General features: G+C 50.3%; 22 protein-coding genes and 1 pseudogene. 5 read left to right on the top strand and 18 right to left on the bottom strand.

The window, feature by feature from the left end; translation table 11 throughout:
• Positions 1-38: 38 nt before the first annotated feature.
• The 5 genes from CLV36_RS01805 to asd all read right to left on the bottom strand — a co-directional run bounded on the left by CLV36_RS01805 (position 39) and on the right by asd (position 4,897).
• Positions 39-1,406, bottom strand: a complete 1,368-nt coding sequence (locus tag CLV36_RS01805; RefSeq protein WP_106341545.1) for an aldehyde dehydrogenase — start codon at positions 1,404-1,406, stop codon at positions 39-41.
• A gap of 76 nt (positions 1,407-1,482) precedes the next feature.
• The gene (locus CLV36_RS01810; protein WP_181352769.1) at positions 1,483-1,959 is read right to left on the bottom strand and encodes a gamma-glutamylcyclotransferase family protein; all 477 of its coding nucleotides are present in this window, start codon (positions 1,957-1,959) and stop codon (positions 1,483-1,485) included.
• Between the two features lie 133 nt (positions 1,960-2,092).
• Positions 2,093-3,352, bottom strand: a complete 1,260-nt coding sequence (locus CLV36_RS01815) for an MFS transporter (protein ID WP_102993089.1) — start codon at positions 3,350-3,352, stop codon at positions 2,093-2,095.
• A gap of 70 nt (positions 3,353-3,422) precedes the next feature.
• A complete protein-coding gene (locus CLV36_RS01820) occupies positions 3,423-4,037 on the bottom strand; it encodes a rhomboid family intramembrane serine protease (RefSeq protein ID WP_106341546.1) in 615 nt (204 codons plus the stop codon).
• Entirely contained in the window at positions 4,019-4,897 is an 879-nt protein-coding gene (gene asd / locus CLV36_RS01825) for an archaetidylserine decarboxylase (protein ID WP_106341547.1), read from the bottom strand. Before asd ends, CLV36_RS01820 begins: the two co-directional genes overlap by 19 nt.
• An 82-nt stretch (positions 4,898-4,979) precedes the next feature.
• On the opposite strand from asd, the gene CLV36_RS01830 reads away from it, so the two are divergent.
• Positions 4,980-5,270 carry a gamma-type small acid-soluble spore protein gene (locus CLV36_RS01830; RefSeq protein ID WP_102993092.1) on the top strand — a complete coding sequence of 97 codons (291 nt, stop codon included), beginning with the start codon at positions 4,980-4,982 and terminating at the stop codon, positions 5,268-5,270.
• A gap of 43 nt (positions 5,271-5,313) precedes the next feature.
• Here the strand turns inward: CLV36_RS01830 and CLV36_RS01835 are convergent, their stop codons facing one another.
• The 3 genes from CLV36_RS01835 to CLV36_RS01845 all read right to left on the bottom strand — a co-directional run bounded on the left by CLV36_RS01835 (position 5,314) and on the right by CLV36_RS01845 (position 9,225).
• Positions 5,314-5,913, bottom strand: coding sequence for a DUF502 domain-containing protein (locus CLV36_RS01835; protein ID WP_022736783.1), 600 nt, complete (start codon positions 5,911-5,913; stop codon positions 5,314-5,316).
• Positions 5,914-5,924: 11 nt separating this feature from the next.
• On the bottom strand, positions 5,925-7,898 hold the full coding sequence (locus tag CLV36_RS01840; protein ID WP_106341548.1) for a peptidoglycan D,D-transpeptidase FtsI family protein: 1,974 nt from the start codon (positions 7,896-7,898) through the stop codon (positions 5,925-5,927).
• Between the two features lie 199 nt (positions 7,899-8,097).
• Positions 8,098-9,225, bottom strand: a complete 1,128-nt coding sequence (locus tag CLV36_RS01845) for a S8 family peptidase (RefSeq protein ID WP_181352770.1) — start codon at positions 9,223-9,225, stop codon at positions 8,098-8,100.
• Between the two features lie 77 nt (positions 9,226-9,302).
• On the opposite strand from CLV36_RS01845, the gene CLV36_RS01850 reads away from it, so the two are divergent.
• Positions 9,303-9,677: a hypothetical protein gene (locus tag CLV36_RS01850; RefSeq protein WP_146130572.1), complete on the top strand. Its 375-nt coding sequence runs from the start codon at positions 9,303-9,305 to the stop codon at positions 9,675-9,677.
• Here CLV36_RS01850 and CLV36_RS01855 read toward each other — a convergent pair whose 3' ends face one another.
• The 9 genes from CLV36_RS01855 to CLV36_RS01895 form a co-directional block, all read right to left on the bottom strand.
• The gene (locus CLV36_RS01855; RefSeq protein WP_102993097.1) at positions 9,678-10,004 is read right to left on the bottom strand and encodes a hypothetical protein; all 327 of its coding nucleotides are present in this window, start codon (positions 10,002-10,004) and stop codon (positions 9,678-9,680) included.
• Between the two features lie 126 nt (positions 10,005-10,130).
• The gene (locus tag CLV36_RS01860; protein ID WP_106341551.1) at positions 10,131-10,667 is read right to left on the bottom strand and encodes a hypothetical protein; all 537 of its coding nucleotides are present in this window, start codon (positions 10,665-10,667) and stop codon (positions 10,131-10,133) included.
• A gap of 68 nt (positions 10,668-10,735) precedes the next feature.
• Positions 10,736-12,301, bottom strand: coding sequence for an acetate--CoA ligase (locus CLV36_RS01865; protein ID WP_106341552.1), 1,566 nt, complete (start codon positions 12,299-12,301; stop codon positions 10,736-10,738).
• Positions 12,302-12,437: 136 nt separating this feature from the next.
• Positions 12,438-12,653 carry an alpha/beta-type small acid-soluble spore protein gene (locus CLV36_RS01870; RefSeq protein WP_022736790.1) on the bottom strand — a complete coding sequence of 72 codons (216 nt, stop codon included), beginning with the start codon at positions 12,651-12,653 and terminating at the stop codon, positions 12,438-12,440.
• Positions 12,654-12,830: 177 nt separating this feature from the next.
• Positions 12,831-14,132: a pyrimidine-nucleoside phosphorylase gene (locus CLV36_RS01875; RefSeq protein ID WP_106341553.1), complete on the bottom strand. Its 1,302-nt coding sequence runs from the start codon at positions 14,130-14,132 to the stop codon at positions 12,831-12,833.
• Positions 14,133-14,294: 162 nt separating this feature from the next.
• Positions 14,295-15,473, bottom strand: coding sequence for a NupC/NupG family nucleoside CNT transporter (locus tag CLV36_RS01880; RefSeq protein ID WP_106341554.1), 1,179 nt, complete (start codon positions 15,471-15,473; stop codon positions 14,295-14,297).
• A 78-nt stretch (positions 15,474-15,551) separates the two neighbouring features.
• Positions 15,552-15,947 (bottom strand): cytidine deaminase, encoded by a 396-nt coding sequence (locus tag CLV36_RS01885; protein WP_181352792.1) that lies wholly within the window; start codon positions 15,945-15,947, stop codon positions 15,552-15,554.
• A gap of 29 nt (positions 15,948-15,976) precedes the next feature.
• Positions 15,977-16,642, bottom strand: a complete 666-nt coding sequence (gene deoC, locus CLV36_RS01890) for a deoxyribose-phosphate aldolase (protein WP_106341556.1) — start codon at positions 16,640-16,642, stop codon at positions 15,977-15,979.
• A 311-nt stretch (positions 16,643-16,953) separates the two neighbouring features.
• Positions 16,954-17,895 (bottom strand): DNA-binding transcriptional repressor DeoR, encoded by a 942-nt coding sequence (locus CLV36_RS01895; protein WP_102993104.1) that lies wholly within the window; start codon positions 17,893-17,895, stop codon positions 16,954-16,956.
• A 384-nt stretch (positions 17,896-18,279) separates the two neighbouring features.
• On the opposite strand from CLV36_RS01895, the gene CLV36_RS01900 reads away from it, so the two are divergent.
• From CLV36_RS01900 to CLV36_RS01910, 3 genes and pseudogenes are all read left to right on the top strand, one after another.
• A complete protein-coding gene (locus tag CLV36_RS01900; RefSeq protein ID WP_022736797.1) occupies positions 18,280-18,537 on the top strand; it encodes a spore coat associated protein CotJA in 258 nt (85 codons plus the stop codon).
• A complete protein-coding gene (locus CLV36_RS01905; RefSeq protein ID WP_102993105.1) occupies positions 18,537-18,791 on the top strand; it encodes a spore coat protein CotJB in 255 nt (84 codons plus the stop codon). Before CLV36_RS01900 ends, CLV36_RS01905 begins: the two co-directional genes overlap by 1 nt.
• Positions 18,792-18,803: 12 nt before the next feature.
• Positions 18,804-19,034: pseudogene (locus CLV36_RS01910) on the top strand (manganese catalase family protein); the annotation flags it as partial.
• A 146-nt stretch (positions 19,035-19,180) separates the two neighbouring features.
• Here the strand turns inward: CLV36_RS01910 and CLV36_RS01915 are convergent.
• Positions 19,181-19,795: a CHAT domain-containing protein gene (locus CLV36_RS01915; protein ID WP_106341557.1), complete on the bottom strand. Its 615-nt coding sequence runs from the start codon at positions 19,793-19,795 to the stop codon at positions 19,181-19,183.
• Between the last annotated feature and the right edge of the window lie 5 nt (positions 19,796-19,800).

Here is a 19,800-nt window from a genome sequence, read left to right on the forward strand (position 1 = left end):
GGATTCGCCTAGTACTGGCGAATCCCTTTCCCATCTTATCAGCCGTAAAATTTTTTCAGCCAGTTGAGCGCATTCTTAGTGAAAGAATATCGCAAAGGCATGTCAAACTGCGTCGTCTGCTTAACAATCGCTTTTTCATGGCTGAAGCAATCAAAGCTGTACTTTCCATGGTAATTACCCAAACCGCTCGTGCCAACACCACCGAACGGCAGATGTGGATTGCCGATGTGAACGATGGTGTCATTGATGCAACCGCCACCGAATGGCAAAGAACGAATCACTTTTTCTTGGTTTTGCTCATTCTCCGAAAAAAAGTACAACGCCAACGGCTTTTCCTTCTTGCGGATTTCCGCGATCGCTTCATCCAGATCGGTATAAGTAAACACCGGCAAAATCGGCCCAAAAATCTCTTCCTGCATCACCGGTGCCTCCCAGCTCACTCCCGTCAACACCGTCGGCTCAATGACACGCCGTTGCGCATCCGTTTTGCCACCAATGACGATCTCCCCATCAGCCAAGAACGCCTCCAATCGCGAAAAATGGCGTTCATTCACAATATGCCCATAATTCTCGCTTGTCAGCGGATCTGTCCCGTAAAACCGCGCGATTTCTTGTTTCAACTGCGCCAACCACACATCTTTGCGTTCCTCATGGATCAACACATAATCCGGCGCGACGCACGTCTGGCCCGCATTCAGCCATTTGCCCCACACAATTCTGCGGGCAGCCAGCTCAATATTGGCATCTTTATCGATGATCACCGGACTTTTGCCCCCCAGCTCCAGCGTCACCGGAGTCAACGTTTGGGCCGCCTTTTCCATAATCGTTTTGCCTACCTGCGCACTTCCGGTGAAGAAGATGTGATCAAACGGCAGATCCAATAGCGCTTTGCTCGTCTCCACATCTCCTTCGATCACCGCAATGTATTCCTCCTCGAAAATCCCCTTAATCATTTGCATGATCACTTGGGACGTATGCGGTGCCCATTCCGATGGCTTGAGCGTGACGCAATTCCCTGCTGCAATCGCTCCAATCAGCGGCATCACCGCAAGATTGAATGGATAATTCCAAGGTGAAATGATCAGGGTGAGCCCATACGGCTCAGGATACACATAACTCTTCGATCCCATCAGCACTTGCGGTGTTGGAACTTTTCTCGGTTTGGCCCATGTTTTCAAACGCTTGCTAACATATTTGATCTCATCCAGCGTCGGTCCGATTTCCGACAAATACGCATCAAACTCCGAACGGTGCAAATCCTTTTTCAATGCGGTGGTAATGTCAGGCTCATATCGTTTGATGGCAGATTGCAATTTGCGCAAGCTCTCCAAGCGAAAGGCGATCTCCTTGGTTTTCCCCGTCAGGTAAAACTCCTTCTGTTTCTCAAAAATCTCTTTATGTCGCATCCATTCACCACGCCCCCACTCAGATGTTTTCAGCTTCAGTATAGAAAATGAGCCTGACTTTCTCAAGAAAAGCAATTCATTTAAAAACCGAATGCACCCCAAACCGTTCGCGCCAGTGTTCCACCAAACGGAGACGGTATGATTCGCTCAGTTGCTGAACGGCCCCTTGATGAATCAAACGCAAATAAGCGAGGCTAGGCCGGATTTCTTCCTCCGATTTGTTAACCACCGTATATGTTTCCGCTTCGATCCAACTTTCCCTATGCCGCACCTTCACGCAAATGCGCCGATAATGGCCGACATCCACGCCTTCCCGCTTATCCAAATCCGGCAAGGCTTCTGGATCGAGGCGATAAAGCACACCTTCTACCTCTTCTCCTGGCGCCGGCACAATGTCTGCCACCCCCCCTTGCCGATATTCGCTGTACATGGTAAACGCGAGCCGGTGGTCGGGAAGCGTCGCCGCGCCAAGCACCTGATAGCGCCCTTCGCCCACCGTCCCTTTGAAGCTCTCTTCATCCATGCATGAACCGTATGCAAAATAATATAACACGCTCTCCTCTCCCTTCATCCGGAGACTTCTGCCTACCGGTCAACTCGAATGGCCGAACGCGCTCTAACCATCATATGTGCAACCGTCCATCTTCTTTACCCGTTCATCTAGTAAAATACACAAAAAAGGGGCGTTAACGCCCCGTTCCCTGATGTGCCGGGTTCGCGGGCAACCGTTTCTTCGCCCGTCCAACCAGCGGCACCTTGCGAATCGCCAACCATGTCAGCAATTGAGTAAAACCGATAACCAGCACAAACCACCGCAACTCGGTGGGATCCTTGATTTGGGCGACCCACAAAATAAAGAGCAAAATACCCGTGACACGTCCCACATTTAACATCAACTCCCGCGAAACCACATACTCCACCCGTAAGGCCGCCGATTGTTTGGTCTCGCCGATCACATCGAACACAGTAGAAGTGAGAGGTGCCAGGTAAAACGGATAAAATAGCGCGCCACCCACACCCATCACCCACATGGTCCATTCACTCATGTGAAACGCAAACGGCAAAATGACCAAACCCATCATCAAGGCCCCAACCAAGATAAACATATTGCGTGATTTCGGTTTCATCATTTTGCCGACCACAAAGTACGACAGCATAGACACAAGGGAGCCCACCGTATAAAAACTACCCACAGTGAATTCATCTTTGGTTGTGACATACACCAACAAACCGATGAGAAAGGAGAACACCCCTTCACGCAACCCTTGCGCGGCCATAGCCAGACCGACATAACGCCAATGGGCATCACGCTTCCCCAATAGACGCACCACCCGGGCTAATTGGAATTCTCCCCGGGCCAATCGAGCCTTAAATAAAAAGCTGACCACTACCGCCGCTAGGAAGATCGATAGCGACAGTCCGAAAATGAAATGGTAGCCGCGGACCTGTCCCATGTTGCGGATCAACAAACCGGAAATAAACGGGGCAACGATCCCCGTGATGGAGGTGATCAGTCCATTCGCTCCATTGAAAATGTCACGGTTGTCCCGCTCAGTGATTTCAAAATAAAGCACATTGTAGGCCAGCCAGAAAAACCCCGCTCCCAACCCCAGCAGCGCGCCGAGCAAGTAGACATAAGAAGCCGCGTTTTTGCCAAGCAGCCAAACCACCAAATAAAACAAGGACAAGATGGCCACTCCCAAGCGAATCGACACCACGCGGTCAACCTTTTTCACCATCCATCCGGCCACGACAAAAGTAAGAGCCGCCACCACGAAATGGATGAGATTAAACCAGCTGATCATGCTCCAATCTTTTTTGATCTTCCACAGAAAGACATTGACAAATGTTCCAGACAAAGCAGTAGCTACGGCAAACAAGCCGTTTTCCAGCAACAATAGCCATGCTGAACGATCCAGTTTACTCCATGTGTTTATTCGTCGCATAGGTTAGCTCACCAGTCTTAGCTTAACCAACTGCCCCTCGAATATGAAAAAGGGGTGGAATGCTCCACCCCTACTGCCAATCATCCTCTTCATCTTGATCAGACTGCATACTTTTGAACTGAATGAAAATCATCGCCAAGACGAAGCCCGTAGTCAGGGCGACAATATGCCCAAACAGCAGACTCCAACCAAATGCTAAATTGAATACCACGAAAACGAGAACCATCCGGCCCATGACGGGGTGGATCATCCCCCGCAACGCCAAAAACAGATATACGCCTAACAGGCCATAAATCGCTTCATTGGCTCCGGTAATCACCCCGTCGACGTCAGTCAAATAAATGCCCCAATATCCAGCGATTCCCGCGCACAAATAAATGAATAAAAATGAGAGCTTGCCGAACAGCCATTCCAATTGGGGCGCAAACAAATACAAGGAAACTCCCATCATCAACAATTGAAGTAGATGGACGTGCAAAAATAGGGAAGAGACCAACCGCCAATACTCACCATCCTGAATGCGCCATTGCACAAATGCCCCAAATTGGACCCAAGTAGCCGGACCAAAGCCTTTGCCGCTTAAAGTATACATGAGGAAGACGACAATTTGAACCAAGATGATGCCTGTCACAACAGGAAATAGCTGTGGAAAACGCCGAACCGGAATCAATGTGTGTCTGAACAAGAAGCTTCCTCCTCCAATCTGACCAATCGGGCGATCTCTTGCCCCATCCGCACGCTCGTTCCTTTGGCCAGAGGAATGCTCCACTCGATTTGTCCCGGTTCAAACAGAAGAATCACAGTGGAACCGAACTCAAACCGCCCCACCTCCGCTCCTTTGGCCAAGCGTTCTGGAGTAGCATAATCCTTGTGCGCGAAAGGTCGGCTCGGTTTGGGATTGGTGGCGATCGCTTGATCGTAGGTCACTTTGATGCTACCGACATTGGTGGCCCCCACTTTAATGAGCGCCGTGAGACCACTCTCTCCTTCAATATAAGTGATGACCCGCTCATTCACTGCAAATAGTCCCGGCACCAGCCGGATGCCCATTTCATTGACGGGATACAACTCACCCGGTATGTAGGTGGATGAGACAACTCTCCCGGCAATCGGCATGTGAATGCGGTGGTAATCCCGCGGGCTTAAATAGATGGTTACAAATTGCCCGCCATCAAAGCGTTTCACCGCGGCCTCATTCCCACCCAACAATTGGGACAATGAGTAAGAAATCCCCTTGGCTTGGATCAACCGCCCCTCCGTGATCGTCCCACCCTCCGACACAGTGCCGTCCACTGGGCTCACCACTTGGGCTTTCCCACCGCAGATCGGGCGTGCTTCGGGATGAAGCTCGCGAACAAAAAAGTCGAGCAGATGCTCAAATTGGTCAAGTGGCTTCTTTACAGGAGCCAGGTCAATGTCAAAATGACGTATGTACAAGGGAATCAGGTGACGACTGAACGGATGCCGCGCCACCTTTCCCATCAGGCGCGAGAGCCCTTTTTTGGGCAACCCCCGCCAAAACGCTTTGGTTATGCTTTGCTTCATATGATCCTCCTCACAGGAAAATTTCGGCAGTAATATCTTCACCTCAACCGGACACCATAATAAGCGACAAGGAGGTGAAAAGATGAACACCAAAAACTTTACTCCACAACAATCGAGAACCAATGCACAGCAAGTTCGCCAACAAAACCAGCAATCCGCTCAAGGTACTTCCAGCGGTTTTGCAACTGAGTTCGCCAGCGAAACCAACGCGCAACAAGTCCGCCAACAAAACCAACAATCCGCTCAAGCTAGCCGCATGTCTGGTGCGACCGCAGGAGGCTTCAACACGGAGTTCGCTAGCGAAACCAACGTACAACAGGTCCGCCAACAAAACCAACAATCCGAGGCTAAAAAGCGTAACAACCAACAATAATCAAGCTTGTGGTACATGCTTCATCCATAAATCCCATCCGCCGTTATGGCAGATGGGATTTATGGTTGTGTGTGACGCCGCCGGAAATGATGAGCCGCAGGGCGTCATCCACCGACATATCCAATTCTTCCACTTGTTCCCGCTCATACCAATGTAAATCCCCTGAAAATTGATAGCTTTGCGGGAAATAAACCCCCACGTACTCTTTGCCGTCCGCCGTACGAAATACCGGCGCTTTCACCGTCAAAAAACCGAGTTTGCGCGAACCGCCCAGGTGAACAAACACGACGGTGTCAAACGATTTCTTTTCACCGATAAACGAATGGATGGTATCTTTGAGCGTTCCGTACAAATCTCTGACCAGGGGGATTTTATCTAATATCGCCTCAATCATATCAAACAGTTTTTTGGTTAGCCACAATTTGGTCAAAAAACCGATAACCAAAATTAAAGCGATGACAAAGAGCAACCCCATCCCTGGAAAGGACCAAGGTAGCACCTTTTCTGCCCAATTCATGCCTAAGTTGTTAAGAAGCTGGTAAATGTAACGAACGAGGTAAACGGTGAGGGCAATCGGCAAAAACACAAGCAACCCATTTAGGAAATAGATGCTGAGGCGTTTGATCAAACCATTTCGCCGCAAAAACAACCACCTCATTTCTTCATGAACTTCTCATAGTAAGAAGTAATCAAGTGGTCGGCGATGGGACCTGCCGCCACCGCACCATAACCCCCTTCGGGCACAATCACGGCCACGGCGATTTGCGGATCATTCGCAGGGGCGAAAGCGACGAACACCGAATTTTCCACTCGTCCGCGACCTGGAATGTCCTGTTCTGATGTTCCCGTTTTGGCCGCTACATCAAACGGCAAATGGTTGAACAGTTCCGCCGCGGTCCCCCCCGGCTTGGTCACTTGTACCATGCCGCGAACTACCGTTTGGTAGTAGTTCTCTTTAATCGGGGTGCGTTGCATCACTTCCGGTTTGATTTCTTTCGTCTTCCCGGTGGTGGGATTCACCACTTTTTCAACCAATTGCGGACGTAAGCGCGTTCCTTTGTTTCCCAACGTTTGCATATACTGCGCTAACTGCAATGCCGTATACCGCTGCGCTTGCCCAAACGAAGCCAGCGCCATGGCACCCATACCCGAATTCCGCTTAGCGATGATCTTGTAGTCTTCCAAACCATCTTGTTCGCGCGGCAAGGGAACGCCGGTCTTGACACCCAATCCAAAGGCATGGGCCAACCGCTCAAACTTCTCGACGGCTTCCAACTTGTCTCTGCGGTACCACTTGGTTGCCAACCAAGCCATAAACGTGTTGGACGATTTTTGAATCGCTTTGACGGGATCAAGCAGGCCGTAATTGTGGCGACCTGAGTTACGCACCGGTGGGGTCGCTTTGGCGTAATAAAAAGCGCCTGGATCGCGCCAATAGGTGTTCGGTTTAATAACTCCTTCCATCATGCCCATCAGCACCGTCAAGGGTTTAAAGGTGGAGCCTGACGGTAAGACGGAAAATGGGTGGCGCTTCACTTCCGATTGCGGAGAGGCAGATCCCCGGGCATCGTAAGGCGCCTCTCGGATCGTGCCGTTATTGATGACAAAGCTAAGGTTCCGATAATCCCCGCTTCCCACTTTTCCGTTCCAGATGTTGGGGTCGTAATCAGGATAGCTGACCATCGACCTGATTTTCCCCGTTTTTACTTCCATTGCCACCGCATAGGCGTTGCGGGCATATGGTGCACGTTTGTTCCCCGCTTGCGTGCGCAGGCGGGCCAGGTGTTGCTCCACAAACGCCTCCGCTTCTAACTGCATATCCTGGTCAAGGGTTGTTATCAGGTCATTGCCCGGTTTAGGGGACACTTCTTTCAATACCTCAACCAATTTCCCTTGCGAGTTCACCCTCACTAAGCGGTAACCATTTTTTCCTCGTAATTCATCTTGATAACTGTATTCGATGCCGTCTATCCCCACTTGTTCCCAATCCAAGTAACCCGCTTGATTCGGTTGCGCTGCCACGGCTTTGTACTTCTTCATCGAGGTTTTTGCCCCGGCGTACGGGCGCACATAACCGATCGTTTGGACGGCGATGCTGTCCGTCCGATATTGGCGCAACGGTTCGGAAAAGATGTTGACGCCCGGAAACCGATCCGGATTTTCCGAAATCTTCACGATCTCTTCATCGGACAAGCGGTCCTTCAGTTTTTTAGGAAAGTAAGGCGGCTGTTTTCGCATGGTGGGTTTCCCCTTGGCATCCAAACCGATATCCATCGCTTCCAGCACATCTTTCAGCGGCATCTTTAACACATTGGCCAATTCCTTAGCCGTTGCTAGTTTTTTCTTTTTATCGCTGTCCGGTTCGAGGTAAATCGCGGTGAACAGAGAACGGTTCTCAACCAATATGTTGCCGTTCCGATCATAGATCTTCCCCCGCGATGCAACCAGCGGCACCTGCTTAAAATTATTTTCCACCGCCAACTGGTTGTATTCAGCTCCAGCCCCCAGCTGAATCGAACTAAGGCGTAGAATTAACACGACGAACAACAGGATGACAATGAGCCACAATCCGTGTAACCGTCCGGAGAGTAGCCCGGCTGAGCTAGTTTTGCGTCTGCCTTGAAACATGCCACCACTCAATCCTTTGCAACATATAGTGCATTTCCAACTCGTTATTAGTGTATCACATCACAAGGAAAAAGAGGGAGGGGATTCCCACATCCCACCAGCGACAATTTTGTGTGGAGTGTACGGGCTTGTCCGAATAAGCGAGTTGGAGAGCAGGCAGAGCTCCTCCCGTCAAGAGTAAGCCCCGCCCTTTCATTTTTTAACGTTTCCAAAACCTGCGATAAAACTCCACCGCTTGGTATGAATTCAACACACTCACCCGTTCCAACCGCGATGTCTTCAGCGCTGACTGCAACAAAATGTAACGAATTTGCTCAGGATTTAGATAAGGGTTTAGTTGGAGCAAGAGGGCGATCGTGCCAGATACATGCGGCACGGCCATGGAAGTGCCACTCATTTCCCGCTTGGCCCCGTTTAACCACGCCGACGGAATCCTCTCCCCCGGTGCGGCGAGATCCACGTCTTTGCCCATATTGCTAAAGCGGGATAAGACACCTTCACGCGAAACAGAAGCCACGGCGATCGTCTCTGGGTAACGAGCTGGAAAATCAATGCTTGACGGGAGGCCCCGGTTCCCTGTGGCCGCCACCATCACAATACCTCGGCGGTGGGCGATCTGAATCGCTTGACGCAACGATTCGCTCAATTTTTCCATGCCGAAACTCATGTTGATCACTTGCATACCGTTTTCAATGCACCAATTGATGGCGCTCAATAAATCGGACAAATTGGCGCTACCCTTGCGGTTGAATGCTTTCACCGCATATACTTCCGTTTTTGGCGCCGTCCCGATGATGCCCAAGCCCGCCCCGTTGCCAGCGATGATCCCCGCCACATGGGTGCCGTGCCCATTGTAATCCTGAGGGGCAAAATAAGGGGACAAAATGTTCACCCCGCCCCGATAATTGTCTTTTATCGCAGGATGATCCGCTGAAATCCCAGTGTCGATGACCGCTACTTTCACCCCGCGCCCCTGGCTGATAGACCAAACTTTGGGCGCTTCAATCATCTGCACGCCCCACGGCAAATTTTGCTCCTTGACTGACAACATGGTGCCTACATATGGTTCCGTGATTGTCAGCCGAATATCCGGCTCCGTGTAAGCAACGTCAGGCACCGACTCTGTGGGGACTACGGGAGCTTGATATTCCCCGATAACCATGCCCAAATGGGACAAATAGCGGATCGGCCGCACACCCAAACGGCGCAGATTATTCAAACAACGCTCCAACTGGATGCCATCTCGTAAATAATAGATCTTGCGTATCCGCTTCTTGCTTGACGCTTGGTTGCATGGGAAAGGGAGCCTCCAATCAGAATCATTCATGATCTCACACTCCCATCTGCACTCAATGCCCAAACCATGAATATGGTACATACAAAAAACAAAGCGGGTGATAACGAATGAGCAAAGCGAAACCACCCCGATCCGACGATTCATTGCGACTGTCCCTCAGCGACGACAACACGGTGGACCATTGGTCGACAATCCAAAAATGGACCAACCGGCTCTCAAAGACAACCAACCACCTTGATGATCTTGCCCATGCGCTGCAATCCCTGCATCTTGCCGCCAAGGACAAAGAAACCTTGAAAGAAATCATCACTTCTTTGGCCAAACTAAACAAAATCCAGGCGCAAAAGAAAACGAAAGCGGACGACTCCAAAGCCGCACAGGAACCGATCCAATCTGGCAACAGCTTGATGGACATATTCAACTCACCGGCGATGCGCGACATCGTGCAGACGGTGTTTAAACAGAGAAAGCGTCATTGGTGATTATCGGTCTCGGCGGGGTTGCTTCTGTTTTCGTTTCAACATAAGCTCATTGACCTGTGCCGGTGGCGTCATGTTCAATTGGCTCAATATCTCACTCATGCCTTCTGGTGTCATCATTTGTTTCATCAACCCCATCATCGCTTCTTGCGATATGGGCAAATGGACGACTTGGCTTATATATTCAATAAAGCCGGGTATTCCATGCTTCTGATAACGCTCCATCCCTTTGAACATGAACTGCTCCAATTGACTTTCATCCATGAACGGCTTTCCCACTAATTGATTCATCCAATCGGCAAAGGCTTTCAGCGCTTGCGTATGCTGCATTCCGCACTCCCCCCTAACCAGCCGCCAGCGTTTATCTTAGTAATATGAAATTCGCCTGCACTTTCGCACGATAAACACCCATGGGCCACAAAAAAGGCAGAAGCCTGTTGGCTTCTGCCTTTCCATTTACTTTCCACCGCCGCACGGACTCTTGCCGAGATCGACTTTGCCGCATCCAGACATCTGAAAATCGATGTCGCGTCCCACTTCTGAGACTTGCCGCCAATACTCGCCCACATATGCCAAGGGTTGGTTCACCCGTTTTTCGTCGGCGATGAAATAAGTTGTTTCTTTCCCGGTCGCGTCATCCATAAACGTCACATACAGCACGTCGTAATAAAGTGGAGACCCATCTTCCTCTTCGATAATATCAAAACCGGCCTCGTGGGTGATGAGTAATTCTTCGTAAGGGCGGGTTTCCACTCCCTGCTCCCCCTCGGCCGCTACATAATCAAACTCGCAGCGGTCCGCCTCCTCATCAAACGAAGCTTGGCGTAGATGGCCGTACACATAGATCGATTCACTGTCCAAGTCAATCGTACCAAACAAACTTTGGGGATATTCGGCCAGATAGTCGTTCACTTTGCGATTGATGTCCCGGGCAAACATCTCCCTGGCCGCTTCTTGAAAGTTGAACAACATCCCATGAGTAAATGATTTCATCAACATTAGCTCCTTTGATCAACAACCGTGCACATCGCATCTATTATATCGAAGAGAAAAAACGCTTTTCAAGAAGCCGTTCCTTTTCGTTTTCTTTCCAATTCCCGCAATTCCACTCGCCGAATCTTCCCACTGGCCGTTTTCGGTAGAGAAGTGACGAATTCCACCTCGCGCGGATACTTATACGGAGCAGTCAACGCCTTGACATGGTCTTGCAATTCGGGAATGAGTTCTGCTGTAGGTATGACGCTCTCCTTTAACACGACAAATGCTTTGACAATGGTTCCCCTGATGGGGTCAGGGCTGGCCACTACCGCACATTCTTTCACCACCGGATGTTTGACGAGGGCGTCCTCCACTTCAAAGGGGCCGATCGTATAACCTGAGCTGATAATCATGTCATCAGCCCGCCCCTCAAACCAAAAGTAACCCTCTTCATCCACTCTGGCTCGGTCTCCGGTGAGATACCAATCCCCGCGAAACGCCGCTTGGGTCCGCTCCGGATCTTGATAATATCCTTTAAATAGGGCGGGAGAAGAGCGGTGGACAGCGATATGACCTACCTCCCCTTGCTTCACTTCTTGTCCCTCGTCATCAACCACCGCGATCCGATTGCCGGGAGTCGGTTTGCCCATCGAACCCAGTTTCACTGGCATTCCAGTCAAGTTGGCAATCAGGAGAGTGTTCTCGGTCTGCCCATAGCCATCACGCACTTGCACTCCAAACGCGTTGAGAAAAGTATCGATCACTTCCCTGTTCAGCGGTTCTCCGGCGCTGACCGCGCTACGCAGAGCCGGGAGACGATACTCCAAGAGCTTCTCGCACTTGGCCATCAAACGGTATTCCGTCGGCGTACAGCACAAGACATTGATTTTTTGTTCTTCTAGCAAGCGAAGATATGTTTCCGGATGAAACGAACCTTGGTAAACAAATGCCGTCGCACCTGCCCCCAGCGTGGAAACAAACGGGCTCCAAATCCATTTGGCCCAACCCGGTCCCGCCGTGGCCCATACTTTGTCCCCATTTTGAATGCCAAGCCACGCTTGTGTAGCCGTCTGTTGGTGGGCAACTGCCCAGCTGTGATGGTGAACGACTCCTTTGGGTCCCCCTGTAGTACCTGAAGTGTATGAGATAAACGCGGGGTCATCCGCTGTTGTTTCCGGCAAGGCAATGCTGGCATCTCCTGTGCATTCATCCAGCGCCAACCATCCTCCCTGCGCTTGGCCGCGGACGATACGGATGGCAGCGCTTCCAATTTCGCGCAAGGCCTCATCTACGCCTGCCGTCAAGGTTGCGTCAGCGATCACCGCTTTGGCCTCAGCATGCCGGATACGGTAGGCGATGTCACCAGCTCGCAACATTTCTGACCCCGGCAACAGCACTAATCCCGCTTTTAAGCAAGCCAGATAAGCAACATACGCTTCCGGCACGCGTGGCAGCAAGATCATCACCCGCTCTCCTTTGGCGAGCCCCAAAGCTACCAATCCCCGAGCTAAGGAATCGGATTTTTCCTTCAATTCGGCATATGTAATTTGTTTTTCTTCCCCCGCCTCATTTCGCCAATGAATCGCGACCTTTCCAGTTACAGTAGCATGTCGGTCGATATCCTGAGCAATATTATAACGCGTTGTCATCCCATTCCCTCCCCAAAGATCAGCTCAAAGAAAAGGTATCTATAGAAATATTCTTTCAAATGAGTGTTAAATCCTTTTTAATGCACAATAAGTAGCGACCCTTGCGGGTCGCTACTGGGAACCAGTTATTCAATTATTAGAAGCTCGTGCCGCCACCCAGTTGTTGCTGAGCCAAAGAAACCAGACGTTTGGTGATTTCTCCCCCAACCGAACCGTTAGCGCGGGAAGTGGTATCAGCACCCAGGGTTACACCAAATTCTTGTGCGATCTCAAATTTCATTTGATCAATCGCTTGGGCTGCACCAGCAACCAGCAGTTGGTTGGAGCTACGATTGCGTCCTTGTTGTGCCATGTGTTTTCACCTCCTTATGTCTTGTTGGTCTTATATTGCGTCGTTTGCGCCGAATGCATGCTAGGAAATTATGGATAAACTAGACTGAAAAGGCTTGTTTCTTAGGCATTAGAAAAGGGGTTGCGGTCATCCGCAACCCTTTCATCCATATGATTTGGTCGCCCTTTGTAGCGCGTGTTATTCTGTCACAATGTCATAAATCAATACCGGCGCTTTCGCTTGCTTATCGATGCGGATGCTGGCATAAAGCTTCTCGATCACATCATCCACATTCTCCCGGTTAGCATGGATGGTCACTAGGGACTCTCCGGCCTTAACTGGATCGCCGATTTTTTTGTTCATTACCAGGCCGACCGCCAAATCGATTTCAGATTCTTTGGTTGCCCTGCCCGCGCCAAGCCACATTGCGGCTGTACCGATCTCATCCGCAATCATCTCCGCGACTACGCCGTCTGTTTTGGCCGGCACTTCAATTTGATAAGCCGCTTGTGGCAATTTTTCCGGATGATCCACCACGGAAGGGTCGCCCCCCTGATTGGCAAGGAACTCTTTGAATTTCTCTAAGGCCTTGCCGTTTTGGATGACACCCCGGATCATCTTTTCTGCCTTCTCCAGCGATTCGGCTTTACCAGCTAAAAATACCATTTGCCGCCCGAGCGCTAGGCATAGTTCTTCCAAATCCTTAGGCCCATTCCCCCGCAACGTATCAATCGCTTCCTTCACTTCCAGCGCATTACCGATAGCCCGACCCAGTGGCTGGCTCATGTCAGAAATCACAGCCATCGTCTTGCGACCCACATTGTTGCCGATCCGCACCATCGCTTGAGCCAATTTTTTGGCGTCCTCCACCGTCTTCATGAACGCCCCGGCCCCCGTCTTCACATCAAGCACAATAGCATCGGCACCCGCCGCAATTTTTTTGCTCATGATCGAACTGGCGATAAGGGGAATGGAACTCACCGTGCCTGTCACATCGCGCAGGGCGTATAACTTCTTGTCTGCCGGAGTCAAATCACCGGTTTGCCCAATCACCGCGATTTTGTGCTTGTTCACCAGCTCCACGAATTGCTCCTTGCTAATCTCAACATGGAACCCTTCCACTGCTTCCAACTTATCAATCGTGCCACCGGTATGACCCAGTCCCCGACCAGACATCTTCGCCACTGGAATGTCCAGCGCGGCAACAAGCGGAGCCAAAACCAGCGTGGTTGTGTCACCTACACCGCCGGTGGAATGTTTGTCCACCTTGACCCCTTCAATCGCCGACAGATCGATGGTTTCACCCGACTGTACCATAGCCATGGTCAAATCGGCCCGTTCCCGATCTGTCATGTCTCTAAAATAGATAGCCATAGCTAAGGCACTAACTTGATAATCAGGTATTTCGCCTCGGGTGTACCCCTGGATAAAGAAATTGATCTCTTCGGTGGTCAACTCTCCGCCATCGCGTTTTTTCTCAATCAAATCGACCATTCTCATCTTTATTTCTCTCCTCGCTTTAGAAAATTTAAACCGCTGTAAGCCAATATCGCCGAATCACGGAAACTGGGGTATGTCCGGACAAACAACCTAAAGCTTGCCGGACACACCCCCGTAGGTGATGAGCCATCACCAAATCAGACGTCTTACCTCAGTCGAAAATCACAGGAACAACCCGGCCACCGTCGCAGACAAGACACTAACCATCGTCGCTCCGTACAGCAATTTCAGGCCGAAGCGGGCGACCACGTTCCCTTGCTTTTCATGCAGCCCTTTTACGGCGCCGGCAATAATGCCAATCGACGAGAAATTGGCAAATGAAACCAAGAACACGGACACAATGCCGACCGTCCGCGCAGATAGCGCCGTCTGTTTACTAAGGTCAAGCATCGCTACAAACTCATTGGACACCAGCTTCGTCGCCATGATGCTCCCCGCAGTCACCGCTTCATGCCATGGCACGCCCATCAGGAACGCAACCGGCGCGAACACATAACCCAGCAATTCTTGGAACGAAATCCCAACGATGCCCATGAAGATCCCATTGACCATGGCAATGATCGCCACAAACCCGATCAGCATCGCCGCAACAGTGAAAGCCACCTTGAACCCGTCCATAATATATTCCCCGAGCATTTCAAAAAACGATTGTCTTTCTTCATCTAGTACTTCGAGGATATCCTCTTCCTTGGCAACTGCATATGGATTGAGGATGGAAGCGATGATGAAACCGCCGAATAGGTTTAGAATGAGCGCCGTGACAACATACTTGGGATCGATGATTTGCATGTAGGCGCCGACAATCGACATAGATACCGTCGACATAGCCGAGGCGCACATGGTATACAAGCGGTGCTTCGGCAACATCCCGATTTGTTTTTTGACGGAAATGAACACTTCAGACTGCCCCAAAATCGCGGAAGCAACTGCGTTATATGACTCCAGTTTGCCCATTCCGTTCACTTTGCTTAACACCAAGCCGATATACTTGATAACAAACGGCAAAATTTTAGTATACTGCAATATCCCAATCAGTGCCGAAATGAATACGATTGGCAACAAGACGGACAAGAAAAACGGCATTTGCCCTTCATTGGCCATGCCACCGAATACGAAATTAACCCCTTCAGCCGCATAAGCCAACAACTTCTCAAATACCGACGCAAACCCTCTGATGAGGAATTCGCCGGCGCCGGTGTTCAACAAGGCAAAAGCGAATAACATCTGCAAAGCAATCATGATAAAGAGCGGCTTATAACGGATCTCTTTTCTATTGTTACTTACCGCGTATGTCAAGATGAACACAACAAGCACGCCCAAAATGGCAATGATATATTTCATGACTAAATCCTCTCCTATGATTGGGCAACCGAGTCTGAAGCGCTTTCAACTCCTTCAGAGAAGGAACCGCTCAGCGGATTAATCCCTCTCCATGTCTCCGGCCTGAAAGGCGCCCGGAAGCAGCTGAGATATGGTCCATTCCTCGGTGTCGCCGTGAAGGTTAGTTAAATAGATTTTGGTGTTTTTATCGCAAAACTCGGCTAACACTTGCCGGCAAGCTCCGCACGGAGACACCGGGCCATCAGTGTCGGCCACGATAGCGATCGCTTCGATGATGCGCTCGCCATCTGAAATCGCTTTAAACAAGGCTGTGCGTTCCGCGCAATTGGTCAAACCAAAAGAAGCGTTTTCGATATTGCATCCCCGAAAAATCTTGCCGCCAGCCAACACCGCGGCGCCCACCGGAAAATGTGAATATGGGGTGTAGGCCTGCTTGCGAGCCTCAATCGCCTCTTTGATCAGCTGCTGTTTCAACATGGTCGGTTCCTCCTTGGCACGAAGGTTTAATAAGAAGAAGTGGCTTGACCGCCTTCCAAAATCTTAGCACCAGAGCTCGTTCCGATCCGGGTAGCGCCAGCCTCCATCATTTTCTTCATGTCGTCTAAGCTACGCACGCCACCAGAAGCTTTTACGCCCAACTGCTCACCAACCGTTTTGCGCATCAACGCAACATCTTCTACCGTCGCACCACCCGTGGAAAATCCGGACGACGTTTTTACGAAGTCTGCGCCCGCTTTAGCTACCAGTTCACAAGCGCGCACTTTTTCCTCATCGGTCAAAAGACACGTCTCGATGATCACTTTCACCAACGCTTTGCCCGAGACAGCGTCAACCACCGCTTTGATATCTTGCATCACCCGGTTGTCATCCCCGTCTTTCAAAGCGCCGATGTTAATCACCATGTCCACCTCGGTAGCCCCTTTGGCAACCGCGTCTTTGGCTTCAAACGCTTTGGTTTCCGAAGTGGTCGCTCCAAGCGGAAACCCAATTACTGTGCACACTTTTACCGGTGTGCCAGCCAGCTGTTCCGCAGCATAAGACACCCAAGCCGGATTAACACAGACCGATGCAAATTGGTATTTCTTAGCTTCATCAATCAATTTGGCAATTTCTGCTTGGGTCGCATCCGCTTTCAACAAGGTGTGGTCAATCATGCCGGCTAAATTCATCTAAATCTCTCCTTTATATGAGCGCATCCGGCTAAGCGCAGGCGGCAAAAAAACGGTTCCATCCGTTGGCAAATGTGTAGAAACTCTTTTGAATCCGCTGTCATATTTAGTCGGCACGCTCTAATTCCAATTGATTTTTGTCTGATTTTATTAGTTGGTTTTTAAGTTCATGGCTATCATAGCACGTTTTGAACAAATGTGAAACACCTTATGAAATTTGGTTCACTTTACCTGTAAAACAAAAACACATGGCACACACATAAAAAACCTGCCGTAGACTAGCGGCAGGTTTTGTGATCCCATATAGGTTTTTATCCATGCTCCAACAAGGCTTTGGCCGTGAACTGGTCTGTCACCAATATGTTGGCGTATCTACCGATGAGGGCAGCGTGAATCGCTTCGAACTTATTTTGCCCACCAGCCACCAAAATCGCTTTTTCTTTCTTGCGCAAATCAGAGAGATTGACTCCCACCGTGCGGTTGTCCATTTCCTCAATGCAGATATTCCCTTCTGCATCGAAAAACCGCGAACAGATATCTCCGGCACCGATCTGCTGCAACAATTTTTGTTCCTCTTTACTAAAATAATCGAGGCGGAACAACAGCGCATCCTCCTTGACCGTACCGACCGTGAACACAGCGATGTTGGCTTGTCTGCCCAGCTCGATAATCCGCTGGATGTGCCGGTCTTTTTCCACCAATTGCTTTAACTCAATGCTATCAAAAATGACGGGCAACGGAAGATACCGGGCCACCGTGTGAAACGCCTCGGCAAACAGATAAACCGTCTCCGCGGCATACGTATTGATGTGGGAGTGACTAACTCCCCCTTTTAACTGGACAACCTCTACTCCTTTAACCGGCTTCGGTTGCAGATTACGCGCGACGGAGTACATCGTCGTTCCCCATGTCACCCCGATAATATCCCCGTCTTGCACCGTTTCATGGAGATACTCCGCCGCCTTGCGGCTGATGTGCTTCTGGATCTCCTTGTACTCATTCACCGGCGAATAGCTGATGAACACCTCGTCCAACTTGTACTTTTGCTTCAGGTCTTTTCCCAGGGAGGCCAGATCCTCCAGCGGATCAACAATATCGATACGCACATAACCCCGGCTTTTCGCATACTGAAGCAACCGGGAAACCGTCGGGCGGGAGACCCCCAGCCTAGCCGCAATTTCCTGCTGGCTGTAATCAGACAAATAATAGAGTCTCGCAGCCTCGATGCTTAGCTGTTGTTTTTCACGATCCATCAGCTCATCCCCTCCTGCGACTTGATCTGTCTCTGTCCTGTTCCCCACAGTCCGGTGCGCTGGCTATACGTAAAAAATCCACCCAAAACGGTGAGCGGTAAACATGCAACCGGCAAATCGGCCACGCACCCCAGCTTGCTGTCGCTTGCCAATCACAGTTTACCACGATTGCCATCCATTGATGAAGCCGCGCCGCTGTGCGTTAACAGCTAGTGAATACCGCACCCGTTCGTCATCCACTCTCAAGGAGATCCATTTGTCCTGGAAACAAAAAACCATCACGTCTCCCTGATATTTTCTGTTGAACAAGCATATTCTCACCGCCCAGTCATATAGTGAAACCAAGGCTTCATCGAATTCTGCAACTGCGAAAGGATGATCCACTTGGAACGTTCACACAGGCACCACCCCAATCCTTTTGTCAACCAAGAGCGAACATGGTATCCCTATGTCAGCCCGTTTGACCCTTGCCCGCCCCTGTGCAAAAAAACATATGTTGTGCCGCCCAACCTATTTCTCGGCTTTCAGCCACCCGACCTGCCGCAATTCCCCCCCAACGAAGCCTTAAAACGGGGCACGTTGTGGCCGATTTTCTACAGTCCTTACCGCAAAAAATCCAAACGCCATAAAGGTGATCAGTGATGGACCGCAAACAACAATTTGAACAGCTAAAACAGTTGCAAGAAATCGATTTCGTCTTAGTTGAGCTCAATCTTTATCTTGACACCCACCCAGGCGACATGAACGCCTTGCAACAGTTCAATTGGTATGCACAAGAGAGGGCCAAACTCGCCGCCGCCTACGAGCAGCAATATGGCCCCCTGACCAATTTTGGTCACAGTCTCAACCAATACCCGTGCGGCTGGGATGAAAGTCCTTGGCCCTGGGAACTATAGAGGTGTGAAGCGATGTGGATTTATGAAAAAAAACTACAATATCCGGTCAGAGTGGGCAAATGCAACCCCACCTTGGCCAAATACCTTATCGAACAATACGGCGGAGCCGACGGTGAACTTGCCGCGGCCTTGCGTTACCTGAACCAACGGTACACCCTACCCGCCAAAGTCAAAGGCCTCCTCACCGACATCGGCACGGAGGAGCTTGCCCATTTGGAAATGATCGCCACCATGGTTTACAAATCAATTGTCGCATCATGGAGATTTCACTCAAAAAAGCGAAGCATGCGCTTGTTGACCCTTGTCATATGTGGTTCTAAAGATAAAAAAGCTAGAGGTTTTACCCTCTAGCTCATATGTGATGGATATCACTTATTGGCATGGCTTTATTACCCTTCAATGCGTATCTTTTTCCCGTCATCGCCTACTTTATAAATCCCCTCTCGCAGATACAACCGGTATAAGCGACTCTCCTCATCATATGCTGCGGCATGTTCCCACGCATCTTCTACCGAGCGACCCTTTACTAACTGATGGAAAAAATGCATAAGGAACAGTGCGGTCGTTTCCCCGGTCACATCCTCATCCGCCGCGATGTACGCCTGAATTTTCCCTTTCATAAACGCTACGCCAGCTTCTTTCACGCCAGCCGAACAAGCCGTATTGATCACTACCGTACCTGGCAGGCAAATCGCCTCAGCGATGGTCGAAGGATACATGACCCCGTCCTGTAGGCTGGACACGTCAATCTCATCGATATATTCGCCAAAAATCAATCCCCCTTGATCACCGTGAGCACTGATGACCAGAAACGGAGGCGCCTCTTCTTCCTGACTGATCACTTGCAAAAAGTCGTTCGGCGTACCAATCGTATGCAAAAGCGTGACAATGTTCAACTGTTCAAGCAATGTGCGGATAAAATTGGCTTCCGAACTATCATCGATGGCGGCGATGGCCACGGGAAGCTTTTTGGCGTAAAAGCGGGTATCCACAGGGTTCCACATAGCAT

It is taken from the genome of Laceyella sediminis, from assembly GCF_003003125.1.
GTDB lineage: Bacteria > Bacillota > Bacilli > Thermoactinomycetales > Thermoactinomycetaceae > Laceyella > Laceyella tengchongensis.

Coding starts and splice junctions, on each gene's coding strand:
- CLV36_RS01805 (WP_106341545.1), bottom strand. CDS start 1,406: ATGCGACATAAAGAGATTTTTGAGAAACAGAAGGAGTTTTACCTGACG.
- CLV36_RS01815 (WP_102993089.1), bottom strand. CDS start 3,352: ATGCGACGAATAAACACATGGAGTAAACTGGATCGTTCAGCATGGCTA.
- asd (WP_106341547.1), bottom strand. CDS start 4,897: ATGAAGCAAAGCATAACCAAAGCGTTTTGGCGGGGGTTGCCCAAAAAA.
- CLV36_RS01830 (WP_102993092.1), top strand. CDS start 4,980: ATGAACACCAAAAACTTTACTCCACAACAATCGAGAACCAATGCACAG.
- CLV36_RS01840 (WP_106341548.1), bottom strand. CDS start 7,898: ATGTTTCAAGGCAGACGCAAAACTAGCTCAGCCGGGCTACTCTCCGGA.
- CLV36_RS01845 (WP_181352770.1), bottom strand. CDS start 9,225: ATGAATGATTCTGATTGGAGGCTCCCTTTCCCATGCAACCAAGCGTCA.
- CLV36_RS01850 (WP_146130572.1), top strand. CDS start 9,303: ATGAGCAAAGCGAAACCACCCCGATCCGACGATTCATTGCGACTGTCC.
- CLV36_RS01855 (WP_102993097.1), bottom strand. CDS start 10,004: ATGCAGCATACGCAAGCGCTGAAAGCCTTTGCCGATTGGATGAATCAA.
- CLV36_RS01860 (WP_106341551.1), bottom strand. CDS start 10,667: ATGAAATCATTTACTCATGGGATGTTGTTCAACTTTCAAGAAGCGGCC.
- CLV36_RS01865 (WP_106341552.1), bottom strand. CDS start 12,301: ATGACAACGCGTTATAATATTGCTCAGGATATCGACCGACATGCTACT.
- CLV36_RS01870 (WP_022736790.1), bottom strand. CDS start 12,653: ATGGCACAACAAGGACGCAATCGTAGCTCCAACCAACTGCTGGTTGCT.
- CLV36_RS01875 (WP_106341553.1), bottom strand. CDS start 14,132: ATGAGAATGGTCGATTTGATTGAGAAAAAACGCGATGGCGGAGAGTTG.
- CLV36_RS01880 (WP_106341554.1), bottom strand. CDS start 15,473: ATGAAATATATCATTGCCATTTTGGGCGTGCTTGTTGTGTTCATCTTG.
- deoC (WP_106341556.1), bottom strand. CDS start 16,642: ATGAATTTAGCCGGCATGATTGACCACACCTTGTTGAAAGCGGATGCG.
- CLV36_RS01895 (WP_102993104.1), bottom strand. CDS start 17,895: ATGGATCGTGAAAAACAACAGCTAAGCATCGAGGCTGCGAGACTCTAT.
- CLV36_RS01905 (WP_102993105.1), top strand. CDS start 18,537: ATGGACCGCAAACAACAATTTGAACAGCTAAAACAGTTGCAAGAAATC.
- CLV36_RS01915 (WP_106341557.1), bottom strand. CDS start 19,795: ATGTGGAACCCTGTGGATACCCGCTTTTACGCCAAAAAGCTTCCCGTG.